The organism is Variovorax sp. GW821-FHT09B01 (genome assembly GCF_059418345.1).
In genome coordinates this window covers 433644-453241 of the sequence record NZ_JBWKPQ010000002.1, presented here as the reverse complement: position 1 = coordinate 453241, position 19598 = coordinate 433644, and the positions used below count along the sequence as shown (strand labels likewise).

At 69.0% G+C, this 19598-nt stretch carries 16 protein-coding genes and 1 pseudogene; 4 read left to right on the top strand and 13 right to left on the bottom strand.

Annotated elements, in window-relative coordinates; genetic code table 11:
* Positions 1-26 precede the first annotated feature (26 nt).
* Positions 27-977 carry a LysR substrate-binding domain-containing protein gene (locus AC07RV_RS09240; protein WP_296782724.1) on the top strand — a complete coding sequence of 317 codons (951 nt, stop codon included), beginning with the start codon at positions 27-29 and terminating at the stop codon, positions 975-977.
* Here AC07RV_RS09240 and AC07RV_RS09235 read toward each other — a convergent pair whose 3' ends face one another.
* Entirely contained in the window at positions 978-1616 is a 639-nt protein-coding gene (locus tag AC07RV_RS09235) for a TetR/AcrR family transcriptional regulator (RefSeq protein ID WP_296782725.1), read from the bottom strand.
* A 95-nt stretch (positions 1617-1711) separates the two neighbouring features.
* On the opposite strand from AC07RV_RS09235, the gene AC07RV_RS09230 reads away from it, so the two are divergent.
* Together AC07RV_RS09230 and AC07RV_RS09225 are read left to right on the top strand one after the other, a co-directional pair.
* On the top strand, positions 1712-2584 hold the full coding sequence (locus tag AC07RV_RS09230) for an NAD(P)H-binding protein (RefSeq protein ID WP_296782726.1): 873 nt from the start codon (positions 1712-1714) through the stop codon (positions 2582-2584).
* Positions 2581-3060, top strand: a complete 480-nt coding sequence (locus AC07RV_RS09225) for an anthrone oxygenase family protein (protein ID WP_296782728.1) — start codon at positions 2581-2583, stop codon at positions 3058-3060. Before AC07RV_RS09230 ends, AC07RV_RS09225 begins: the two co-directional genes overlap by 4 nt.
* A 3-nt stretch (positions 3061-3063) precedes the next feature.
* On the opposite strand, the gene AC07RV_RS09220 is transcribed toward AC07RV_RS09225, so the two are convergent.
* A complete protein-coding gene (locus tag AC07RV_RS09220; protein ID WP_296782730.1) occupies positions 3064-3969 on the bottom strand; it encodes an SDR family oxidoreductase in 906 nt (301 codons plus the stop codon).
* A 353-nt stretch (positions 3970-4322) separates the two neighbouring features.
* Between AC07RV_RS09220 and AC07RV_RS09215 the strand changes: the two genes are divergently transcribed.
* On the top strand, positions 4323-6953 hold the full coding sequence (locus AC07RV_RS09215) for an ExeM/NucH family extracellular endonuclease (protein ID WP_296782732.1): 2631 nt from the start codon (positions 4323-4325) through the stop codon (positions 6951-6953).
* Between the two features lie 41 nt (positions 6954-6994).
* Here AC07RV_RS09215 and AC07RV_RS09210 read toward each other — a convergent pair whose 3' ends face one another.
* The 11 genes and pseudogenes from AC07RV_RS09210 to AC07RV_RS09160 form a co-directional block, all read right to left on the bottom strand.
* Entirely contained in the window at positions 6995-7933 is a 939-nt protein-coding gene (locus AC07RV_RS09210) for a glutathione S-transferase family protein (RefSeq protein ID WP_093342070.1), read from the bottom strand.
* Between the two features lie 36 nt (positions 7934-7969).
* Complete coding sequence (locus AC07RV_RS09205) at positions 7970-9619, bottom strand: isovaleryl-CoA dehydrogenase (RefSeq protein ID WP_296782734.1); 1650 nt, start codon at positions 9617-9619, stop codon at positions 7970-7972.
* A 26-nt stretch (positions 9620-9645) separates the two neighbouring features.
* A complete protein-coding gene (locus AC07RV_RS09200; protein ID WP_296782737.1) occupies positions 9646-10662 on the bottom strand; it encodes an NADP-dependent oxidoreductase in 1017 nt (338 codons plus the stop codon).
* A 92-nt stretch (positions 10663-10754) separates the two neighbouring features.
* Positions 10755-11216 carry a PaaI family thioesterase gene (locus AC07RV_RS09195; protein WP_093342075.1) on the bottom strand — a complete coding sequence of 154 codons (462 nt, stop codon included), beginning with the start codon at positions 11214-11216 and terminating at the stop codon, positions 10755-10757.
* Positions 11217-11220: 4 nt separating this feature from the next.
* The gene (locus AC07RV_RS09190) at positions 11221-12018 is read right to left on the bottom strand and encodes an SDR family oxidoreductase (protein WP_093342076.1); all 798 of its coding nucleotides are present in this window, start codon (positions 12016-12018) and stop codon (positions 11221-11223) included.
* Between the two features lie 34 nt (positions 12019-12052).
* Positions 12053-12355, bottom strand: a complete 303-nt coding sequence (locus AC07RV_RS09185; RefSeq protein WP_093342078.1) for a Dabb family protein — start codon at positions 12353-12355, stop codon at positions 12053-12055.
* Positions 12356-12366: 11 nt separating this feature from the next.
* A complete protein-coding gene (locus AC07RV_RS09180; protein WP_296782740.1) occupies positions 12367-12585 on the bottom strand; it encodes a hypothetical protein in 219 nt (72 codons plus the stop codon).
* 14 nt (positions 12586-12599) lie between these two features.
* A complete protein-coding gene (locus tag AC07RV_RS09175) occupies positions 12600-14453 on the bottom strand; it encodes an acyl-CoA dehydrogenase (RefSeq protein ID WP_093342081.1) in 1854 nt (617 codons plus the stop codon).
* Between the two features lie 175 nt (positions 14454-14628).
* Entirely contained in the window at positions 14629-15804 is a 1176-nt protein-coding gene (locus AC07RV_RS09170) for an acetyl-CoA C-acyltransferase (RefSeq protein ID WP_093342083.1), read from the bottom strand.
* 37 nt (positions 15805-15841) lie between these two features.
* A pseudogene (locus AC07RV_RS09165) lies at positions 15842-17338 on the bottom strand (M20 family peptidase); the annotation flags it as partial.
* A gap of 1 nt (position 17339) precedes the next feature.
* Positions 17340-19442, bottom strand: coding sequence for a 3-hydroxyacyl-CoA dehydrogenase NAD-binding domain-containing protein (locus AC07RV_RS09160; protein ID WP_296782745.1), 2103 nt, complete (start codon positions 19440-19442; stop codon positions 17340-17342).
* Positions 19443-19598: the final 156 nt, after the last annotated feature.

Genomic DNA, 19598 nt, shown 5'->3' with positions numbered 1-19598 from the left:
CCTCACAAACGATCGTTTTTCCTTCAATGAACGAGCCATATTCATCTGTCAGGGCGCCCAGGCGATTGCCGCCGCTGCTCGCGCTGCGCGCCTTCGAGGCCGCGGCGGCGCATGGCAGCTTCCTGCGCGCGGCGCGCGAGCTGTCGGTCACGCCCTCGGCCATCAGCCACCAGGTGCGCGCGCTCGAGGACACGCTGGGCCAGCCGCTGTTTCGCCGGCTCACGCGGCAACTGGCGCTCACGCCCGCGGGCGAGCGGCTGTTCGAGGACCTGCGCCAGGGCTTCGACGCACTCGAGGCCGGCGTCGAGCGGCTGCGCCGGCCGGCCGCCACCCAGGCCGTGACGCTGAGCACCAACACCGCCTTCGCCGCGCGCTGGGTGATCCCGCGCATGGCGGCCTTCCGCGCGGCCTGCCCGGGCATCGAGCTCAGGCTGCATGCGAGCGACACGGTGGTCGACCTGGCGCGCGGCGAGGCCGACATCGCGGTGCGCCTGGGCAGCGGCCGCTGGCCGGGCCTGGCGGCGCGCGCGCTGATGCCCGAGCGCTACGCGCCGCTGTGCAGCCCGATGCTGGGGCTGGCGCGCGTGGAGGACCTGCCGCGGCACCGGCTGATCCATTGCGACTGGCAGCCGCAGGCCCATGCGCCGGCGCTGTGGCCGCGCTGGTTCGAGGAAGCGGGCATGGCGCCGCCGCGCGGGCGCTCCGCGAAGCAGGCGGCCAAGGAGGCGCCGGAGGCCGAGCTCTCGTTCTCCGACGAGACCCATGCGATCCTGGCCGCGCTCGGCGGCCATGGGGTGGCGCTGCTGAGCCTCACGCTCGCGGCCGAGGAGCTGCGCAGCGGCGCGCTGGTCCAGCCCTTCGGGCCGGCGCTCGATACCGGGCGCTACTTCCTGGCCACCGCGAACGGGCGCGAGCACGAGCCGGCGGTGCGCGCGGTCTGGGACTGGATCGCGTCGCAGGCACAGCCGGCGGGCTGATCAGTCCTCGAAGGGCTCGGCGATCTCGCGCAGCGCCATGCGCTTGTAGGCCGCGACCAGCGCCGCGCCCTCCTCGCTCGCCACGCCGATCGCGAGGCGGATCGTGGCCTCGCCCAGCTCCCAGATCAAGAAGGCCGACTGCTCGATCTGCGCGCTGCGCGTTGGATCGGCATTGCCGTGCACCTTGCGCATGGCCTCGGCCAGCATGCCGCCGGCGATGCGGCTCTCGGCGATCTGCAGCCCGAGCAGTTGCCGGTCGGCCTGCATGCCGCTCCAGATGTCGCGCATCACGGGCCGCGCGCTGACGATCTCGAAATAGCGGTCGACCAGCGCCGAGAAGGCCAGCCGCAGGCTCGCGAGGTCGTGCACCTCGCGCAGGCCCTCCTCGATGCAGCCACGGCTGTGCAGGTTGATGCGCTCGGCCAGCACGCGGATCAGCGCGCTCTTGTCGGGGAAGTACTGGTAGAGCGAGCCGATCGAGATGCCGGCGCGCGCGGCCACCTCGCTCATCTTCAGCGAGTCGCTGCCGCCGCGCTCGATCAGCGCCGAGGCGCATTCGAGGATCAGCTCGACCCGCGCCTTGCTGCGCTCCTGCGTGGGGTTCTTGCGGGCGGCCGAGGCGGTGGCGATGGAATTCATGGCGGATCGGACTCGAAAAAACGGTTGACGCTCGAAATGTGAGGGAATATCATTTTTTACGTGAGCAGTCCTCACATTAACCCAAGGAGTCCGAGATGGCAATCGATCAGACCAAAGTCCAGACGCGGGACGATGCACGTCCCATCCTCGTCCTGGGCGCCCACGGCAAGACCGGCGCGCGCGTCATGGCGCTGCTGCAGGCCGCCGGCCATGCGGTGCGCGCCGGCTCGCGCAACGCCCTTCCCGCCTTCGACTGGAACGACCGCGCCACCTGGGGCCCGGCGCTCGAGGGCGTGAGCGCCGTCTACATCGCCTACCAGCCCGACCTCTGCGTGCCCGGCGCGGTCGAGACCGTGAGCGACTTCTACCAGGCGGTCGCCAAGGCCGGCGTGCGCAAGACCGTGCTGCTGTCGGGCCGCGGCGAACCCGAGGCCGAGGACGCCGAGGACGCGCTGCGCGCCACCGCGCTCGACTGGACCATCGTGCGCGCGAGCTGGTTCTTCCAGAACTTCAGCGAGAACTACTTTCTCGAGGAGATCGTCGCCGGCGAGATCACGCTGCCCGAGGGCCTCGCGCCCGAGCCCTTCGTCGATGCCGACGACATCGCCGAGATCGCGGTCGCCGCGCTGCTCGATCCCGAGGGCGGGCGCCATGGCGGCCAGCTCTACGAACTGACCGGGCCCGAGGCGCTGGACTTTCCGGAGGCGATCCGCCGCATCGGCCAGGCCGCGCACCGCGGCATCGGCTGCCGCATCGTGACGATGGACGACTACGCCGCCGCGCTGGGCCAGGCCGGCCTGCCGCCCGATCTCGCGTGGCTGGTGATCTACCTGTTCAAGACCGTGCTCGACGGGCGCAACACACCGGTGGCCGACGGCGTGCAGCGCGCGCTGGACCGCCCGCCGCGCAGCTTCGCCGAGTACCTCGCGCGCACCGCGCCCACCGGCATCTGGGGAGCCGCATCGTGAGCGGCAAGCTGCTGACCGTGCTGGTGCTGGCCGGCGCGCTGTCGAGCGCGCTCGTCGCCGGCATGTTCTACGCGTTCTCGTCCTTCATCATGGCCGCGCTGGCACGCGTGCCGGGGGCCGAGGGCATGCGCGCGATGAACGCGATCAACGTGACCGTGATCACGCCGAGCTTCATGGCGCTGTTCATGGGCACGGCCGTGCTCGGCATCGCTCTCGCGATCTGGTCGCTGTTCTCGATCGCGCAGACCGACTCGCAGCTGGTGCTGCTGGGCGCCCTGCTCTACGTGCTCGGCTGCTTCGGCGTGACCATGGTCTTCAACGTGCCGCTCAACGACCAGCTGGCGGCCGCGCCCACCGAGGCGCTGTGGAACAGCTACCTGCGGACCTGGACCCTGTGGAACAGCGTGCGCACCGCCGCGGCCACGCTGTCGTCGGCCGTGCTGGTGGCGGTGGCGCTGCGGCAGGCCGCGGCCTGAGCGTCAGGGCGCGCGCAACTGCTCGCGCAGCTTGGCGCCGATCTCGGGCCGCTCGAGGAAGGGATCCGCGGGATTGGTGATCGAGACGATGTTCTCCATGCGGCTGCGCACGTTGCCCAGCGCCTTCGGATGGCTGAAGACGTAGAACTGGTTGTCGCTGATCGCGTCGAAGACCTTGGCCGCGACCTCGGCCGCCGTGATCTTGCCGCTGCTCACCGCCTTGTTGCTCATGGCCTGGCCGATCAGCTGGCTCTTGGTGAGCTCGCTCTGCTTGGGCGCATCGGGTCGGTTGCGTTCGCTGCTGGTGATGCCGGTGGGCACGAAGTACGGGCACAGCAGGCTGGCGCCGATCTGGTCGGTGACCAGGTTCAGGTCCTGGTACATGGTTTCGGTGAGGCTCACGACCGCGGCCTTGGCGGCGTTGTAGATGCCCATGTTCGGCGGCGTCAGCAGGCCGGCCATGCTCGCGGTGTTGGTCACGTGGCCGCGGTACGAGGGGTCCTTCGCTGCCGCCTCGAGCATCATCGGCACGAACAGGCGCACGCCGTGGATCACGCCCCAGAGGTCGACGCCGAGCACCCAGTCCCAGTCGGCCACGGTGTTCTCCCACACCAGGCCGCCCGCGCCCACGCCGGCGTTGTTGAAGACGAAGTGCGGCGCGCCGAAGCGCTCCTTCACGGCGGCGGCCAGCGCTTCCATCTGCGCCGCGTCCGACACGTCGACCTTGCGCGCCAGCACCTGCGCGCCGGCGGCTTCCATCTCGGCCTTGGCCTTGTCGAGTGCGTCCTGCTGCACGTCGACCAGCACGAGGTTCATGCCGCGCGCCGCGCCGATGCGCGCGCATTCGAGTCCGAAGCCCGAGCCCGCGCCGGTGAGCACGGCGGTCTTGCCCTTGAAGTCCTGAATCATTGGATACGTTCCTTTGGAATGGCTCTGCGCCGAGCATTAGAGCGCGTCGGCGCGCACACGACTGTCGTTCGTGCGACGCATCAGGAAGCCTTTGGTTTACGCATGGGCCGACAGGGCCGAAGGGTGTCGTGGAAGCTACATGAAAGCTTCCTATAAACCGCCGCAGACCGCTTGCCGGCCCTTCATCCATCGAGAGAACTCCCATGATCCATGCAGCGCCGAGGCCGACCTGGCAACTCAGAACTTTGGTACTCGCGGCGGTCGTCGCATTGACGGCATGCGGTGGCGGAGGCGGCGGCGGTGCCGTCTTCCCCTTCGTTCCCCCGCCGCCCACCGACACCGCGCCACCGCCCGTGCAACCGCCGCCGCCGGCACCGACCTGCGCCGCCGCGATTCCGGCCGATGCACCGCTCGCGGCCATTCCCGCCGTGCAGGGCACGGGCCACCTGAGCCCGATGGCCGAGCAGGCCGTGACCGTGCGCGGCGTGGTGGTCGGCGACTTCCAGGCCACCGGCACCGGCGATCCCCGGCTCAACGGCTTCTTCGTGCAGTCGCTGGTGCCCGATGCCGATCCGCTGACCTCCGAGGGCCTCTTCGTCTACGCACCGGCCAACGCCACGCGCGTGGCGGTCGGCGACTACGTGCAGGTCTCGGGCACGGTCACCGAGTTCGGCCAGACCGCCGGCGCCGGTGCCAAGCCCGACAGCATCACGCAGATCGCGGGCAGCAGCGACAAGCCCGTGGCCATCTCGATCTGCGGCTCGGGCCTCGCGATCGCGCCGACGCCGATCACGCTGCCCGTGGCCGACGAATCCACGCTCGAGCGCTACGAAGGCATGCTGGTCGAGATCGCGCAGCCGCTGGCCGTGTCGGAGCTGTTCGAGCTGGGCCGCTACGGCCAGCTGGTGCTGGCGCTCAACGGGCGCCAGTTCAATCCCACCAACGGCAACGCGTCGGCCACGCACGAGCAGAACCTGCTCGCGCGCATCGTGCTCGACGACGGCGGCTCGCGCCAGAACCCGAACCCCATCCCCTACCTGAGCGCCGCCGGCACTGACGGCACGCGCCGCATGGGCGACACGACGCAGAAGGTCACGGGCATCCTGAGTCACAACTTCGCGGCCTACCGGATCCAGCCGACCGAGGCGACCAGCTTCGCGCAGGCCAATCCGCGCCCGGCCACCGCGCCCGCGGTCGGCGGTGCGCTGAAGGTCGCAAGCCTCAACGTGCTGAACTACTTCACCACCTTCCAGAACGGCGAGAACGCCGCGGGCCAGACCGGCCAGGGCTGCACGCTCGGCAGCGAGGCCGTGAGCGCGGGCAACTGCCGCGGCGCCAACAACCGCACCGAGTTCGATCGCCAGCAGGCCAAGATCGTGGCCGCCATCGCGGGCCTCGATGCCGACGTGATCGGCCTGATGGAGATCCAGAACACCGACGTGGCGACCGACAACCTCGTGGCCGCGCTCAACGCCAAGCTGGGCGCGGGCACCTACGCCTCGGTGCGCAGCGGCAGCTTCGGCACCGACGCGATCAAGGTCGACATCCTCTACAAGCCCGCGAAGGTGCAGCGCGTCGGCGGCCTGGTGTTTCCCACCGGCACCGACCTCACGGAGTACGTCGCGCCCAGCGGCCGGCCGCCGCTGGCGCAGCGCTTCAGCGCGGTGGGCAACCACGGCGGCTTCTGGTTCGTGGTCAACCACCTGAAGAGCAAGGGCAGCTGCCCGGGCACCGGCGACATCGACCTGGGCCAGGGCTGCTTCAACCTCGCGCGCACCAAGCAGGCAACGGCGCTCAACAGCTTCGTCGCCAAGCTCAAGGCGCAGGGCGAAGCCGACGTGCTGATGATGGGCGACTTCAACAGCTACCTGCTCGAGGACCCGACGAAGGTGCTCGAGTCGGCCGGCAACGAGAGCCTGCTCAAGCGCATGCCCGCCAACGACCGCTACACCTACGTGTTCGGCGGCGAGACCGGCGCGCTCGACCATGCCTATGCCTCGGGCTCGCTGGCCACGCAGGTCGCGGGCGTGGGCGTGTGGCACATCAATGCCGACGAGCCGACCGCCCTCGACTACAACACCGACTTCACGACCGACGACCGTTACGCGCCCACGCCGTTCCGCGCCTCGGACCATGACCCGGTGCTGGTGGGGCTGAACCTCGCGGCCGATGCGGCGGTGACGCTGCCGATCCTCGGCGGCACGATCCCCGCAAGCGCCAAGGCCGGCGAAAGCTATGGCGTGACGATCACGGAAGCCCTGCCCGGCGGCACCGCCACCTTGACCTCGCTCTCGGTCGACTGGGGTGACGGCAGCACCGCGACGACCGCGCCTGGCGCGGGCACGGTGACACACACCTACACGGCCGCGGGCAACTTCGAGGTCGTGATCACGCTGACCAACTCGGCGGGCCAGACCGCCACGCGCTCCGGCACCGTAGCAGTCAGCAAGATCGTGGTGGTTCCGCCCGGCCCGCCCGACCTGTTCTTCAGCGAGTACATCGAGGGCAGCTCGAACAACAAGGCGATCGAGCTCTACAACCCGACCGCGGCGGCGCTGGACCTGAGCCTCTACACCGTCAAGCTGTACTCGAACGGCGCGAGCACGGCGACCAACACGCAGGTGCTCAGCGGCACGCTGGCCGCGGGCGCGACGCTGGTGCTCTCGAACAGCGGCGCCACGGCCCCCTTCAAGCCCGCGGGCTCGATCGTCAGCAGCGTGGTCAACTACAACGGCGACGATGCGCTGACGATCGAGAAGTCGGGCACGGTCATCGACCGCATCGGCCAGGTCGGCGTGGACCCCGGCAACGAGTGGAAGAGCGGCGCCATCAGCACGCTGAACCAGACCTTGCGCCGCAAGCCCGAGGTCAAGGCCGGCGACCGGAATCCGCTGTTGCCCTTCGATCCCGCGGAGCAATGGGGCCCCGCCGTCCCCCTGCCCATCGACACCTCGGACGGCCTGGGCTCGCACACGGTGAACTGAGCGGGATCGCCGGGTCGGCGATCACCGGCCCGGCGGTTTCTTCAGGCCTCGGCCTTCTTCAGCACATAGCCGATGCGCGGAAAGTGCACATGCACCCGTCCCGTGCGCTCGCCGTTGCGCTCCAGCGTGTAGTGGGTGCGCGTGGCCGCCACCAGGGTGCCCGGCGTTTCCTCGAGCCCGAAGCTCTCGGCGCGCAGGGTGACGGCGCTGCCCAGCGGGATGCCGTGGTCGTCCTGGAAGGTGCTGTCGGTCAGCAGCGAATGCGGGGTCGCGGCCTTGGCCACGGCGATGGCTTCGTCGGCGCCGAACTTGTCGGGCGTGCCGTGGCCGATGGCCGCCATGCGGTTCATCCAGTCGACCACCGCGGGCGTGAGGTCGAGGATGCCCTTCACCGCCTCGATGCGGCGCGTGTACCACAGCGGGTGGTAGGCCGCGAAGTCGGCGATGCTGGGCACCTCGCCGAGCAGGAAGGGCTTGTCGTCGAGCATGTCGGACAGCCGGCGCAGGTAGGACTTGTAGGCGCTGGTGGCATCGCCCGGGCGCAGCCGCGTCATGTTGCCGGCGCTCATCTTCGCGCGGTCCTCGCCGAAGGCCTTGGCGGCCTCGGGCGGCGCCTTGGCGAACACCTCGGCCGCGCCCTTGGGCTGCAGGTTCCAGGCCATCGCGGCCCAGAACAGGGTGGTGTCGGCCCACTGCGCGAGGATGCGCGACATGCCCTTCTCGGGCTCGGGGTACAGCGTGGGCGCGGGCTGCAGGTGCTCGAGCACGTCGGCGATCAGCGCGCTGTCGCAGTAGATGTCGGCACCGATCTGCAGGAACGGCGTCTTGCGGTAGCCGCCCGTGAGCACCTCCACGTCGGGCTTGGGCATGATCGGCGGGATGAAGACCGACTTCCACGGCAGCTGCTTGGCGCCGAGGATCAGGCGCACCTTCTCCGAGAAGGGCGAGGTCGCGTAGTGGTGCAGGATCAGATCGGCCATCGTGGTTTTTCCTTGTGAGAGGGAGACAGTGTTCTTCTAGACCGGCTGCGCGCGCCGCACGATCGCATCGAAATCGGTGCCCGCGCCCAGCGTGCCGAAGGCATGGCCCCAGTCGCCGCCCAGGCGCGAGGCGCAGAACGCGCCCACCACGGCTGGCGGCGCGGTCTGCGCGAGCAGCGAAGCCTGCACGGCCAGCGCCACGTCCTGTGCCAGACGACGCGCCTCGACCTCGGAGGCCATCGCCTCGATGCGCGCGGGCAGCGCGTCGGCCAGGCGGTCGAGCGCCGCATGCTGGCCGCGCGCGGGCGCCAGTTCGTGCGCCAGCGCCGCCACCGCGTCGCCCTTGCGCAGGCCGCGCAGCAGATCGAGCGCCATGATGTTGCCCGCGCCCTCCCAGATCGAGTTGAGCGGCATCTCGCGGTAGACGCGCGCCATCACGCCCTCGCCGCCCTCCTCCACGTAGCCGTTGCCACCCAGGCATTCCATCGCCTCCTGGCCCAGCAGGCTGCCGCGCTTGCAGATCCAGAACTTGGCGACCGGCGTCAAGAGCCGCGCCATCAGGCGCTCGTGCTCGTCGGCGGGCCGGTCGAAGGCGCGCGCGAGGCGGATCGCGAGCGCGGTGGCGGCCTCGCTCTCGAGCGCCATGTCGGCCAGCACGTTCTGCATCAGCGGCTGCGCGATCAGCGGCTTGCCGAAGGCGCTGCGCTGCGCCGTGTGGTTCAAAGCCAGCGCGAGGGCCTGGCGCATCAGCCCGCTGGTGCCGAGCGCGCAGTCCAGCCGCGTCATCGTGCCCATCTCGAGGATCTGCGGAATGCCGCGGCCCTCCTCGCCCACCAGCCAGGCGCTGGCGCCGTGGAACTCGACCTCGGAACTGGCGTTGGCCTTGTTGCCGAGCTTGTCCTTCAGGCGCTGGATGCGGATCGCGTTGCGCGTGCCGTCGGGCAGCACGCGCGGCAGGAAGAAGCAGCTGAGTCCGGCCGGCGCCTGCGCCAGCACCAGGAAGGCATCGCACATCGGCGCCGAGAAGAACCACTTGTGGCCCGTGATCTCGTAGCGCTCGCCCCAGCCATCGCTGTCCGCGCGCACGGCCTTCGTGGTGTTGGCCCGCACGTCGGAGCCGCCCTGCTTCTCGGTCATGCCCATGCCCATGGTCACGCCGGCCTTGTCGGCCACCGGCTTGAGCGCGGGGTCGTAGACGAGGCTGCCGAGCTTCGCGCCCCAGTCGGCATGCACGGCCGCGTTGTCGCGCAGCGCGGGCGTGGCCGCGTAGGTCATCGAGATCGGGCACAGCATCGAGGGCTCGAGCTCGGTGAAGAGCATGAAGCCCGCGGCGCGCAGCACATGGGGCGATGCCGCCGCGCCGGGCTCGGCGCGCCAGGGCGTGCCGTGCAGGCCCGCGCCCACCGCCGCGGTCATCAGCAGGTGGTAGCTCGGATGGAACTCGACCTCGTCGATGCGCCGACCGAAACGGTCGTGCGTGTGCAGCTCGGGCGTGTGCACGTTGGCCAGCCGCGCATGCGTCTGCATGTCGGCCGAGCCCAGCGTCTCGCCCAGTTGCCGCAGCGACTCCGTCGGCAGTTGCGGCGCATTGAAATTCAACGCATCGCGCAGGGGCCGGTTGGTGTCGAAGAGGTTGTAGCCGGCCAGCGGCGCCGGCTGGTTGAATACCTCGTGGGTCGCGTCCATGGCCGGCTCCTTCGCGTTCTCTTCTCTCAGATCAGCTTGACCAGCTGCTTGCCGAAGTTGCGGCCCTTGAGCAGGCCCAGGAAGGCCTCGGGCGCGGCCTCGATGCCCTGCGCGATCGACTCGCGCGGCTTGAGCTTGCCGCTGCCCACCAGCGCGCCGAGCTCGGCCAGCGCCTCGGGCCACACCTCCATGTGCTCGCTGACGATGAAGCCCTCGACCTTGAGCCGGTTGATCAGGATCAGCGCGGGGTTCGCGAGCGGCAGCGGCTGGCCATCGTAGCCCGCGATCATGCCGCACAGCGCGACGCGCGCGAAGGCGTTGGTGCGCAGCAGCACGGCGTCGAAGATGTAGCCGCCGACGTTCTCGAAATAGCCGTCGATGCCCTTCGGGCAGGCTTCCTTGAGCGCTGCGCTCATGGTCTTGACGTCGGGATGCTGGCGGTAGTCGATGCAGGCATCGAAGCCCAGTTCGTCGGTCACGTACTTGCACTTGTCGGGCCCGCCCGCGATGCCCACCACGCGGCAGCCGCGCGCCTTGGCCAGCGCGCCGAAGGCGCTGCCCACGGCACCGCTCGCCGCCGTGATCACCACGGTCTCGCCGGCCTTGGGCGCAATGATCTTGACCAGGCCGTACCAGGCGGTCACGCCCGGCATGCCGACCGCGCCCAGGTAGTGCGACAGCGGCACGTGGGTGGTGTCCACCTTCTTGAGCGCACCGGGCTGCGAGGCATCGACCACGCTGTATTCCTGCCAGCCGCCGAAGCCCACCACCTTGTCGCCCACGGCGTACTTCGGATGCTTGCTCTCGACCACCTCGCCCACGGTGCCGCCCTGCATCACCTGGCCCAGCGGCTGTGGCTGGGCGTAGCTCTTGGCGTCGTTCATGCGCCCGCGCATGTAGGGGTCGAGGCTCATGTAGTGGTGGCGCACCAGCACCTGGTTGTCCTGGAGCGCCGGGGTTTGCGCGGTCACGAGCTTGAAGTTGCTCGCGACGGCTTCGCCCTCGGGGCGGTTGTCGAGGATCTGCTGCTTGTTGGTCGGCATGGTCGTGTCTCCTGGAAACTGGATGGCGGCGCGCGAGGCGCCTTGGGACTGCGGCGGCGGAACGGGGTCCGCCGCCCCTGGACTGTTCGCGGTCAGTCGGTCGACGGCGGGCGCATCGCGTTGGCGCTCGCCGGGCCGGTCGGCAGCCGGCGCTTCACGTACTTGAAGGTGCCGGTGGCATGGGCGCACACGCGCTCCTGCTCGTCGTAGATCTTGGCCTCGGTGAAGGCCAGCGTGGCGGTGCGGTGGATCAGCGTGCCGCGTGCGTGCAGCGGGCCGACCGAAGGCTGCATGAAGCTGGTCTTCATCTCGATCGTGACCACGCCGGTCTCGGGCGTCACGCTGCGCGCGGCCGCGGCCATGGTGATGTCGAGCAAGGTCATGCAGGCGCCGCCGTGCGTCACGTCGAAGGTGTTGAGGTGCTCGGGCTTGGCCGTGTAGCGGATCTCGGATTCGCCGTTCTCGAACTTCACGAGCTCGAAGCCCAGGTGGCGCGCGAACGGGATCTGGCTCGTGTACGAGCGGATGTTGATGTCGTCGGAGTCTTGGGTCATTGCTTCAGGCCGCGCCCAGGACCACGCTCACGCCGCCGTCGACCGCCAGCCACTGGCCGGTGATGTGCTTGCCGGCATCGCTCGCGTACAGCAGCGTCAGGCCCTTCAAGTCTTCGTCGTCGCCCAGGCGGCCCAGCGGCGCCTGCGCGGCCATCTTCTCCTCGCCCAGCGACTTGATCAGGCCGGCCGCCATCTTGGTCATGAAGAAGCCCGGGCAGATCGCGTTGACGGTGATGTTGTACTTGCCCCATTCGGCCGCCAGCGTGCGCGTGAAGCCGATCACCGCGGTCTTGGAGGTGTTGTAGGCCAGGGTCTGCATCTCGGGCGGGTTGCCGTTGAGGCCCGCGATCGAGGCGATGTTGATGATGCGGCCGCTCTTCTTCGGGATCATGTACTGGTTGGCCACGTGCTGCGACAGGATGAAATAGCCGCGCACGTTGAGGTTCATCACCTTGTCCCAGGCCTCGACCGGGTGGCTCTCGGCCGGCGAACCCCAGCTCGCGCCGGCGTTGTTCACGAGGATGTCGATCGCGCCCAGGCGCTGCAGGGTCTCCTCGGCCAGGCGGCGGGTGTCCTCTTCCTTCGCGCAGTCGGCGGCGATCCAGCGCGCGTCGATGCCGGCGGCCTGCAGCTCGGCCGCGGCCTGCTCGAGGTCGTCGGCCTTGCGCGAGCTCAGCATGATCTTCGCGCCGGCCTCGCCGAGCGCATGGGCCATCTGCAGGCCCAGGCCGCGCGAGCCGCCGGTGATGAGCGCGGTCTTGCCGCGGAGGTCGAACAGTTGCTGGGTGGTGCGGGCGGTCATGGGAATGTCTCCGGGTGTCGATGGTGTTCGGGGGTCAGAGCTCGTAATCCATGCACTGGCGCGCTTCGCGCACGGCGCCGATGAAGGGCTTGAGCGCGACGTGCTGCGGATGCTCGGCATAGGCCGCGAGCGCGGCGGCGTCGGTGAACTCCGAGTTGAGGATCAGGTCGTAGGTGGCTTCCAGGCCCGGCTGGGCCAGCGCGACCTCGAAGCGCACGGTGCCCGGCGACAGCGTCGCGCAGGCCTCGAGCAGCGCCTTGGCCTTGGCGAGGTTGGCGGCCTTGTCGGCGCCCTCGGCGTGCGCCTTGAACTTCCACATCACGATGTGCCTGAGCATGGCCTCGCTCCTTACTTGTCGTTCATGCGCGAGCGCACGTAGATCAGCACGAAGCCCACGGCGGTCGCGATGCCGCCGGGCACGGCCATGGCCCAGCCGGTGGCCGGCTCGGTGCGGCCGGTGGCGATGCCGAGGATGACGAGGAACAGGCCGCCGTAGATCAGGATCCAGATCCACTTCTCGAGCGTGGCATGCGGTTTCGGTGGCTTGGCGGGAGTGGGAGGGGTCATGGCAATGGCGGGCATCAGAATGCCTCTTCGGGCAAGGCGGTACAGGTCGGATCGCGGCTCTCGACCACGTTGAGCCAGGCGCCGTTCTTGGGCAGCTCGTAGTGGAAGAAATAGCGCGCGGCCGCCATCTTGCCAGCAGTCGCGGGCGCGGCCTGCGCCGGGTCGAGTTCGAGCGCGCGCTGCGCCACGTCGAGCCACAGCCAGGCCAGCACCGTGTGGCCAAAGGCCTGCATGTACGGCACCGCGTTCACCAGCGCCTCGGCCGGGTCGCCGGTGGACCAGGCGGCCTCGGTGGCGCTGCCCACGCGCTGCAGCGCCTCGCCCAGCGCCTTGGCATGGGCGGCGAGCGCGGGCGCCTTGGCGGCGCGGCCGATGGTCTCGGTGATGCGGCCCGCCAGCAGCTGCAGGCCGCGGCCCTTCTCCATCAGCACCTTGCGACCCAGCAGGTCGGCCGCCTGGATGCCGTGCGTGCCCTCGTGGATCATGTTGAGGCGGTTGTCGCGCCAGTACTGCTCGACCGGGAAGTCGCGCGTGTAGCCGTACCCGCCATGGACCTGGATCGCGAGCGAGTTGGCCTCGAGGCACCATTCGCTGGGCCAGCTCTTGGCGATCGGGGTCAGCACTTCGAGCAGCAGCCGCGCCTCGTCGGCCGCCTGCTCGTTGCCGGTCTTCTGCTCGTCGACCAGCCGCGCGCAGTAGAGCTCGAGCGCCAGCGCGCCCTCGCAATAGGCCTTCTGCGCCAGCAGCATGCGGCGCACGTCGGCGTGCTCGATGATGCGCACCTGCGGGCCGGCCGAGTCCTTGACCACCTTGGCCTCGCCGCCCTCGGGCTTCTTCACGAGGCGGCCCTGCGGCCGGCTCTTCGCGTAGTCGAGCGAGGCGTAGTAGCCGGCCATGCCGAGCATGGTGGCGGCGGTGCCGACACCGATGCGCGCCTCGTTCATCATGTGGAACATGCAGTGCAGGCCCTTGCCGGGCGCGCCGACCAGGTAGCCCACCGCGCCGGCCTTGCCGCCGACCGGGTACTTGCCCTCGCCGAAGTTCAAGAGCGTGTTGGTGGTGCCGCGCCAGCCCAGCTTGTGGTTGAGGCCCGCGAGCGCCACGTCGTTGCGCTCGCCCGTGAGTTCGCCCTGCGTGTTCACCATGCGCTTGGGCACGATGAACAGCGAGATGCCGCGCGTGCCCGGCACCAGCTTGCCGTTCTCGTCGGGAATCTTGGCGAGCACGATGTGCACGATGTTCTCGGTCAGTTCGTGGTCGCCCGAGGAGATCCACATCTTGTTGCCCGTGAGCCGGTAGCGCGGGCCCAGCGGATCGTCCTGGAAGCCCTCGCCATCGGGCACCGCGCGCGTGGCCACGTCGCTCAGCGAAGAGCCGGCCTGCGGCTCCGACAGGCACATGGTGCCGGCCCAGCGCCCGGAGAACTCGTTCTTGGCGAACACCTCCTTCTGCATGTCGGTGCCATGCACCATCAGCAGGTTGGCGTTGCCGCTGGTCAGCATGTTCGAGCCGATGCTCACCGAGGCCATCGCGAAGAAGCTGTTGGCCGCGGCCTGCACCGTGTAGGGCAGTTGCATGCCGCCGATGTCGTAGTCCTGCGCCGCGCTCATCATTCCCGATTCGACGAAGGCCTTGTGCGCGTCGTGCGTGGCCTGCGGCAGGATCACCTTCTCGCCGTCGAAGTGCGGCTCCTGCGTGTCGACGGTGCGGTTGAACGGCGCGTACTTCTCGCGCGCGATGCGCTCGCAGGTGTCGAGCACCGCGTCGAAGGTCTCGCGCGAGTGGTCGGCGAAGCGTTCGCGCGAGGCCAGCGTTTCGGCATGCAGCCAGTCGTAGAGCAGGAAATCGAGGGTGGGACGCAGGCTCATGGTGTGTTCCAGGAAAGCGGGATCGGGGTCGGACAGCGAGCGCGGAAGGCGCGGAAAGCCAAGAAAAAGTCGCAGAGAAAAACCAATGAAAATTCTGGTTTCTCTTCTGCGACTTCTGCGTAACCTTCGCGACTTCTGCGTTCGGAAGTCCGAATTCAGCGGTTCAGGACGAAGCTCAGATCACCTCGAACACGCCCGCGGCACCCATGCCGCCGCCGATGCACATCGTGACCACGACCTTCTTCGCGCCGCGGCGCTTGCCTTCGATCAGCGCATGGCCCGTGAGGCGCTGGCCGCTCACGCCATAGGGGTGGCCCACGGCGATGGCGCCGCCGTCCACGTTGAGGCGGTCGGCCGGGATGCCGAGCTTGTCGCGGCAATAGATCACCTGCACCGCGAAGGCTTCGTTGAGCTCCCACAGGTCGATGTCGTTGACCGTCAGGCCCAGGCGCTTGAGCACCTTGGGGATCGCGAAGACGGGGCCGATGCCCATCTCGTCGGGCTCGCAGCCCGCCACCGCGAAGCCCAGGAAGCGGCCCAGCGGCTTCAGGCCCTTGCGCTCGGCGTACTTCTCGTCGACCACCACGCAGGCGCCGCCGCCGTCCGAGAACTGGCTGGCATTGCCGGCCGATATCAGGCCGCCCGGAATGGCCGAGCGGATGCCGCTGATGCCTTCCTTGGTGGTGCCGGGGCGGATGCCTTCGTCGTTCTCGATCGTGACTTCCTTGGTGCGCAGGCCCATCACGGGGTCGGCCACGCCGGCCAGCACGGTGATCGGCGCGATCTCGTCCTTGAAGCGGCCGGCTTCCAGCGCGGCGGTGGCCTTCTGCTGGCTCGCGGCGCCGTACTCGTCCATGGCGTCGCGGCCGATGTTGTAGCGCTTGGCGACCTGCTCGGCCGTCTGCAGCATGTTCCAGTAGATCTCGGGCTTGTGCTTCACCAGCCAGGGGTCGGCCAGCATGTGCTTGTTGGCTTCGTTCTGCACGCACGAGATGCTCTCGACGCCGCCGGCCACGTAGACGTCGCCCTCGCCCGCGATGACGCGCTGGGCGGCGGTGGCGATGGTCTGCAGGCCCGAGGAGCAGAAGCGGTTGATGGTCATGCCCGAGGTGGTGATCGGGCAGCCGGCGCGCAGCGCGATCTGGCGCGCGATGTTCGAGCCGGTCGCGCCTTCGGGCGTGGCGCAACCCATGATCACGTCGTCGACCTCGGCGGCCTCGATGCCGGCGCGGGCGATCGCATGCTGCACCGCATGGCCGCCGAGCGTGGCGCCGTGCGTCATGTTGAAAGCACCCTTCCAGCTCTTGGCGAGCGGCGTGCGGGCGGTGGAAACGATGACGGCGCTGGTCATGGTGAGGTCCTTTTCGAAGATGGAAGGGGAAGCCGGGTTACTGGGGCTGCGCGCCGGAGGCGTTGCGCAGCAGCTGCTGATAGAAGCCGATCATCTCGCCGTAGTTCGAGATCGCGAGGCGTTCGTTGGTGCCATGGAAGCGCGCGAGGTCCTCGTTCTTCATGCGGAACGGCGAGAAGCGGAACACCGCGTCGCTCAGGATCGAGAAGTGGCGCGAATCGGTGGCCGCGGTCATGAGGCCGGGCGCGACGATGGCGTCGGGGAAGGACTGGCGCACCGAGCGCTCGATGGTGCGGTAGCCGGCGCTGTCGGTCGGCGAGACCGGCGAGGCCTCGGAGTTGCCGGGGTAGCGCTTGATCTTGATCTCGTCGTTGCCGAGCTGCTTGCGCAGGTGGGCCTCGACGCTGTCGATGGTGTCGCCGGGCAGCACGCGGAAGTTGACGGCGGCCTCGGCGCGGCCGGGCAGCACGTTGTCCTTGTTGCCGGCGCGCACGATGGTCAGCGCGGTGGTGGTGCGCAGCATCGCGTTGCTGCTCGGGCTCTTCTGCAGCTGGCCTTCGACCAGCGGCGCCGTGAGCCAGAGGTTGGACAGCATCACGCGGTTGATGCCGCTCATCTCGGGCGCGAGCGTGCCGAACATCTGGCCCGCCACGCCCTGGATGCCGCCGGGCATCGGGTGGGCCTCGAGCCGCGCGAGCGCGGCGCTCATGCTGCCGATCGCGCTGTGCGCGGGCGGCATCGACGAGTGGCCGGGCGCGGTGTCGAGCGAGAGGAAGAAGGTGGCGTAGCCCTTCTCGGCCAGGCCGATCAGCGCCGCCGGCTTGCTCAGGCCCGGCAGCACGCCGTCGAGCACCAGCAGGCCCTCGTCGAGCACCCAGTCGAGCTTCACGCCACGTGACTTGAGCAGCTCGGCGATCGGCAGCGCGCCGCGCAGGCCGCTGACCTCCTCGTCGTCGCCCATCACCAGGTAGACCGTCTGCTTCGGCTGGAAGCCGCTGGCGATCAGCAGCTCGATGGCCTCCATCTGCGCGAACAGGTTGCCCTTGTTGTCGAGCGTGCCGCGGCCCCAGACGAAGCCGTCCTTGATCTCGCCGCCGAAGGGATCGACGCTCCAGGCCTTCTCGGTGCCCGGCGCGATCGGCACCATGTCCTGGTGCGCCATCAGCGCGATGGGTTTGGCCGCGGCATCGCTGCCGGTCCAGGTGTAGAGCAGCGCCTTCTGGCCCACCACTTCCTTCTTGAGGGTGGCGTGGACCTTGGGGAAGTTCTGCTCGAGGTAGGCATGCAGCCGGTCGAACTCGGCCAGGTTGGCGGCCGGGTCGTCGAGGCTGGACACGGTACGGATCGGGATCGCGCCCGCGAGCCGCTTGGCGGCGGCCTGCAGGTCGATGTCGAGCTTGGGCGCGGGCGCCACCGCGAGCTGGCGCGAGGGCGTGGTCCAGGTCTTGACCGCCACGACCGCCGCCAGCGCGACGAGCGCCAGCAGCAGTCCCAGGAGGATGCGTTTCAACATGGGCGGTCGCGGTCCCGGACGATCAGCCGAAGGACTTGCCTTCGGCCACCAGCTTCTGGATCAGCGCCGCGGGCTGCCAGAACTCGGCGTCGTCGCGCGGGTTCTTCGCGAAGCGCTTCATGGTCTCGGCCACGTTGTACAGGCCGACCTGCGAGGCGTAGTGCATCGGGCCGCCGCGCCAGATCGGGAAACCGTAGCCCGTGAGGTAGACCATGTCGATGTCGCCCGACTTCGAGGCGATGCCGTCCTCGAGGATGTGCGCGCCTTCGTTGACCAGCGCATAGACCAGGCGCTGCACGATTTCCTCGTCGGAGATCTTGCGCGGCGTGATGCCCAGCTCCTTGCGGTGGTCCTCGATCATCTTGTTGACGAGTTCCGAGGGGATCGCGTCGCGCTTGCCGGCCTGGTAGTCGTACCACCCTGCCCCGGTCTTCTGGCCGAAGCGGCCCAGTTCGCAGAGCTTGTCGGCCGTGCGGCTGTACTTCATGTCGGCGCGCTCGACGGCGCGGCGCTTGCGGATCGCCCAGCCGATGTCGTTGCCGGCCAGGTCGCCCATGCGGAACGGACCCATCGCGAAGCCGAACTTCTCGATCGCCTTGTCGACCTGCTGCGGCGTCGCGCCCTCGTCGAGCAGGAAGCCGGCCTGGCGGCTGTACTGCTCGATCATGCGGTTGCCGATGAAGCCGTCGCACACGCCCGAGACCACCGAGGTCTTCTTGATCTTCTTGCCGATGGCCATGACCGTGGCGAGCACGTCCTTGGCGGTCTGCTTGCCGCGCACCACCTCGAGCAGCTTCATCACGTTGGCCGGGCTGAAGAAGTGCATGCCGACCACGTCCTGCGGACGCTCGGTGAACGATGCGATCTTGTCGACGTCGAGCGTCGAGGTGTTCGAGGCCAGGATCGCGCCCTTCCTGGCGACGCGGTCGAGTTCCTTGAAGACCTTCTCCTTGACGCCGATCTCCTCGAACACGGCCTCGATGATCAGGTCGGCGTCCTTCAGGTCGTCGTAGCTCAGCGTGGTGCTCAAGAGCGCCATGCGCTGCTCGTACTTGTCCTGCTTGAGCTTGCCCTTCTTGACCTGGGCTTCGTAGTTCTTCTTGATGGTGGCGATGCCGCGGTCGAGCGCTTCCTGCTTCATCTCGAGGATCTTCACGGGGATGCCCGCGTTGAGGAAGTTCATCGAGATGCCGCCGCCCATGGTGCCGGCGCCGATCACGCCGACCGACTTGATCTCGCGCTTGGGCGTGTCCTCGGGCACGTCGGGAATCTTCGAGGCGGCGCGCTCGGCCATGAACAGGTGGCGCAGCGACAGCGACTCGGGCGTGAACATCAGCGCGGTGAACAGGCGGCGCTCCTCGGCCATGCCCTCGTCGAACTTGAGCTTGGTGGCGGCCTGCACGGCGTCGATGCACTTGAGCGGCGCCGGATAGTTCTTCGACATGCCGCCGACCATGTTCTTGGTGAACTGGAAGTAGGCATCGCCCTGCGGATGGCGGCACGGCAGGCTGCGCACCAGCGGCAGGTCGCCGCCCTTGGCCGCGACCGACTTCGCGAACTCGACGGCTTCGTCGAACACGGTCTCGGGCGAGGCGGCGAGCTTGTCGAACAGCTTCTGGCCCGGCAGGCTGGCGAGCACTTCGGACTTCACGGCCTCGCCGCTCACGATCATGTTGAGGGCGGTTTCCACGCCCAGCACGCGCGGCAGGCGCTGCGTGCCGCCGGCGCCGGGCAGCAGGCCCAGCTTGACTTCGGGCAGCGCGACGTTGGTGCCCGGGGCCGCGACGCGGTAGTGGCAGCCGAGCGCGAGCTCGAGGCCGCCGCCCATGCACACCGAGTGGATGGCCGCGACGATGGGCTTGGTGGCGGCTTCGAGCGCGAGGATCACGCTCAGCAGGTTGGGCTCCTGCAGCGCCTTGGGCGTGCCGAATTCCTTGATGTCGGCGCCGCCCGAGAACGCCTTGCCGGCGCCGGTGATGACGATGGCCTTGACGGCATCGTCGGCATGGGCCTTCGACAGGCCGTCGGTGATGCCGATGCGGGTCGAGAAACCGAGACCGTTGACCGGGGGATTGGTCAGGGTGATCACGGCGACATCGCCGAGCACTTTGTATTCAGCCGTCATGCTGCGTTCCTTGGTGTGTGAAGAGAAAAAAGAAAAAGCACGAGTGTTCTTTTTCCGGGGATTTTAGGCCTTTGGCGCGGCGCAACAATGGCACGCAGTCGCTGGAGGGACAAGGAGCAAAGGCGGACGCCGGACGCCAAGGACTTCGCGCCCTTC

Bases quoted from the DNA above. Each gene is read 5' to 3' on its own strand.
- AC07RV_RS09240 (WP_296782724.1), top strand. From the start codon at position 27: ATGAACGAGCCATATTCATCTGTCAGGGCGCCCAGGCGATTGCCGCCG.
- AC07RV_RS09235 (WP_296782725.1), bottom strand. From the start codon at position 1,616: ATGAATTCCATCGCCACCGCCTCGGCCGCCCGCAAGAACCCCACGCAG.
- AC07RV_RS09230 (WP_296782726.1), top strand. From the start codon at position 1,712: ATGGCAATCGATCAGACCAAAGTCCAGACGCGGGACGATGCACGTCCC.
- AC07RV_RS09220 (WP_296782730.1), bottom strand. From the start codon at position 3,969: ATGATTCAGGACTTCAAGGGCAAGACCGCCGTGCTCACCGGCGCGGGC.
- AC07RV_RS09210 (WP_093342070.1), bottom strand. From the start codon at position 7,933: ATGGCCGATCTGATCCTGCACCACTACGCGACCTCGCCCTTCTCGGAG.
- AC07RV_RS09205 (WP_296782734.1), bottom strand. From the start codon at position 9,619: ATGGACGCGACCCACGAGGTATTCAACCAGCCGGCGCCGCTGGCCGGC.
- AC07RV_RS09200 (WP_296782737.1), bottom strand. From the start codon at position 10,662: ATGCCGACCAACAAGCAGCAGATCCTCGACAACCGCCCCGAGGGCGAA.
- AC07RV_RS09195 (WP_093342075.1), bottom strand. From the start codon at position 11,216: ATGACCCAAGACTCCGACGACATCAACATCCGCTCGTACACGAGCCAG.
- AC07RV_RS09190 (WP_093342076.1), bottom strand. From the start codon at position 12,018: ATGACCGCCCGCACCACCCAGCAACTGTTCGACCTCCGCGGCAAGACC.
- AC07RV_RS09185 (WP_093342078.1), bottom strand. From the start codon at position 12,355: ATGCTCAGGCACATCGTGATGTGGAAGTTCAAGGCGCACGCCGAGGGC.
- AC07RV_RS09180 (WP_296782740.1), bottom strand. From the start codon at position 12,585: ATGACCCCTCCCACTCCCGCCAAGCCACCGAAACCGCATGCCACGCTC.
- AC07RV_RS09175 (WP_093342081.1), bottom strand. From the start codon at position 14,453: ATGAGCCTGCGTCCCACCCTCGATTTCCTGCTCTACGACTGGCTGCAT.
- AC07RV_RS09170 (WP_093342083.1), bottom strand. From the start codon at position 15,804: ATGACCAGCGCCGTCATCGTTTCCACCGCCCGCACGCCGCTCGCCAAG.
- AC07RV_RS09160 (WP_296782745.1), bottom strand. From the start codon at position 19,442: ATGACGGCTGAATACAAAGTGCTCGGCGATGTCGCCGTGATCACCCTG.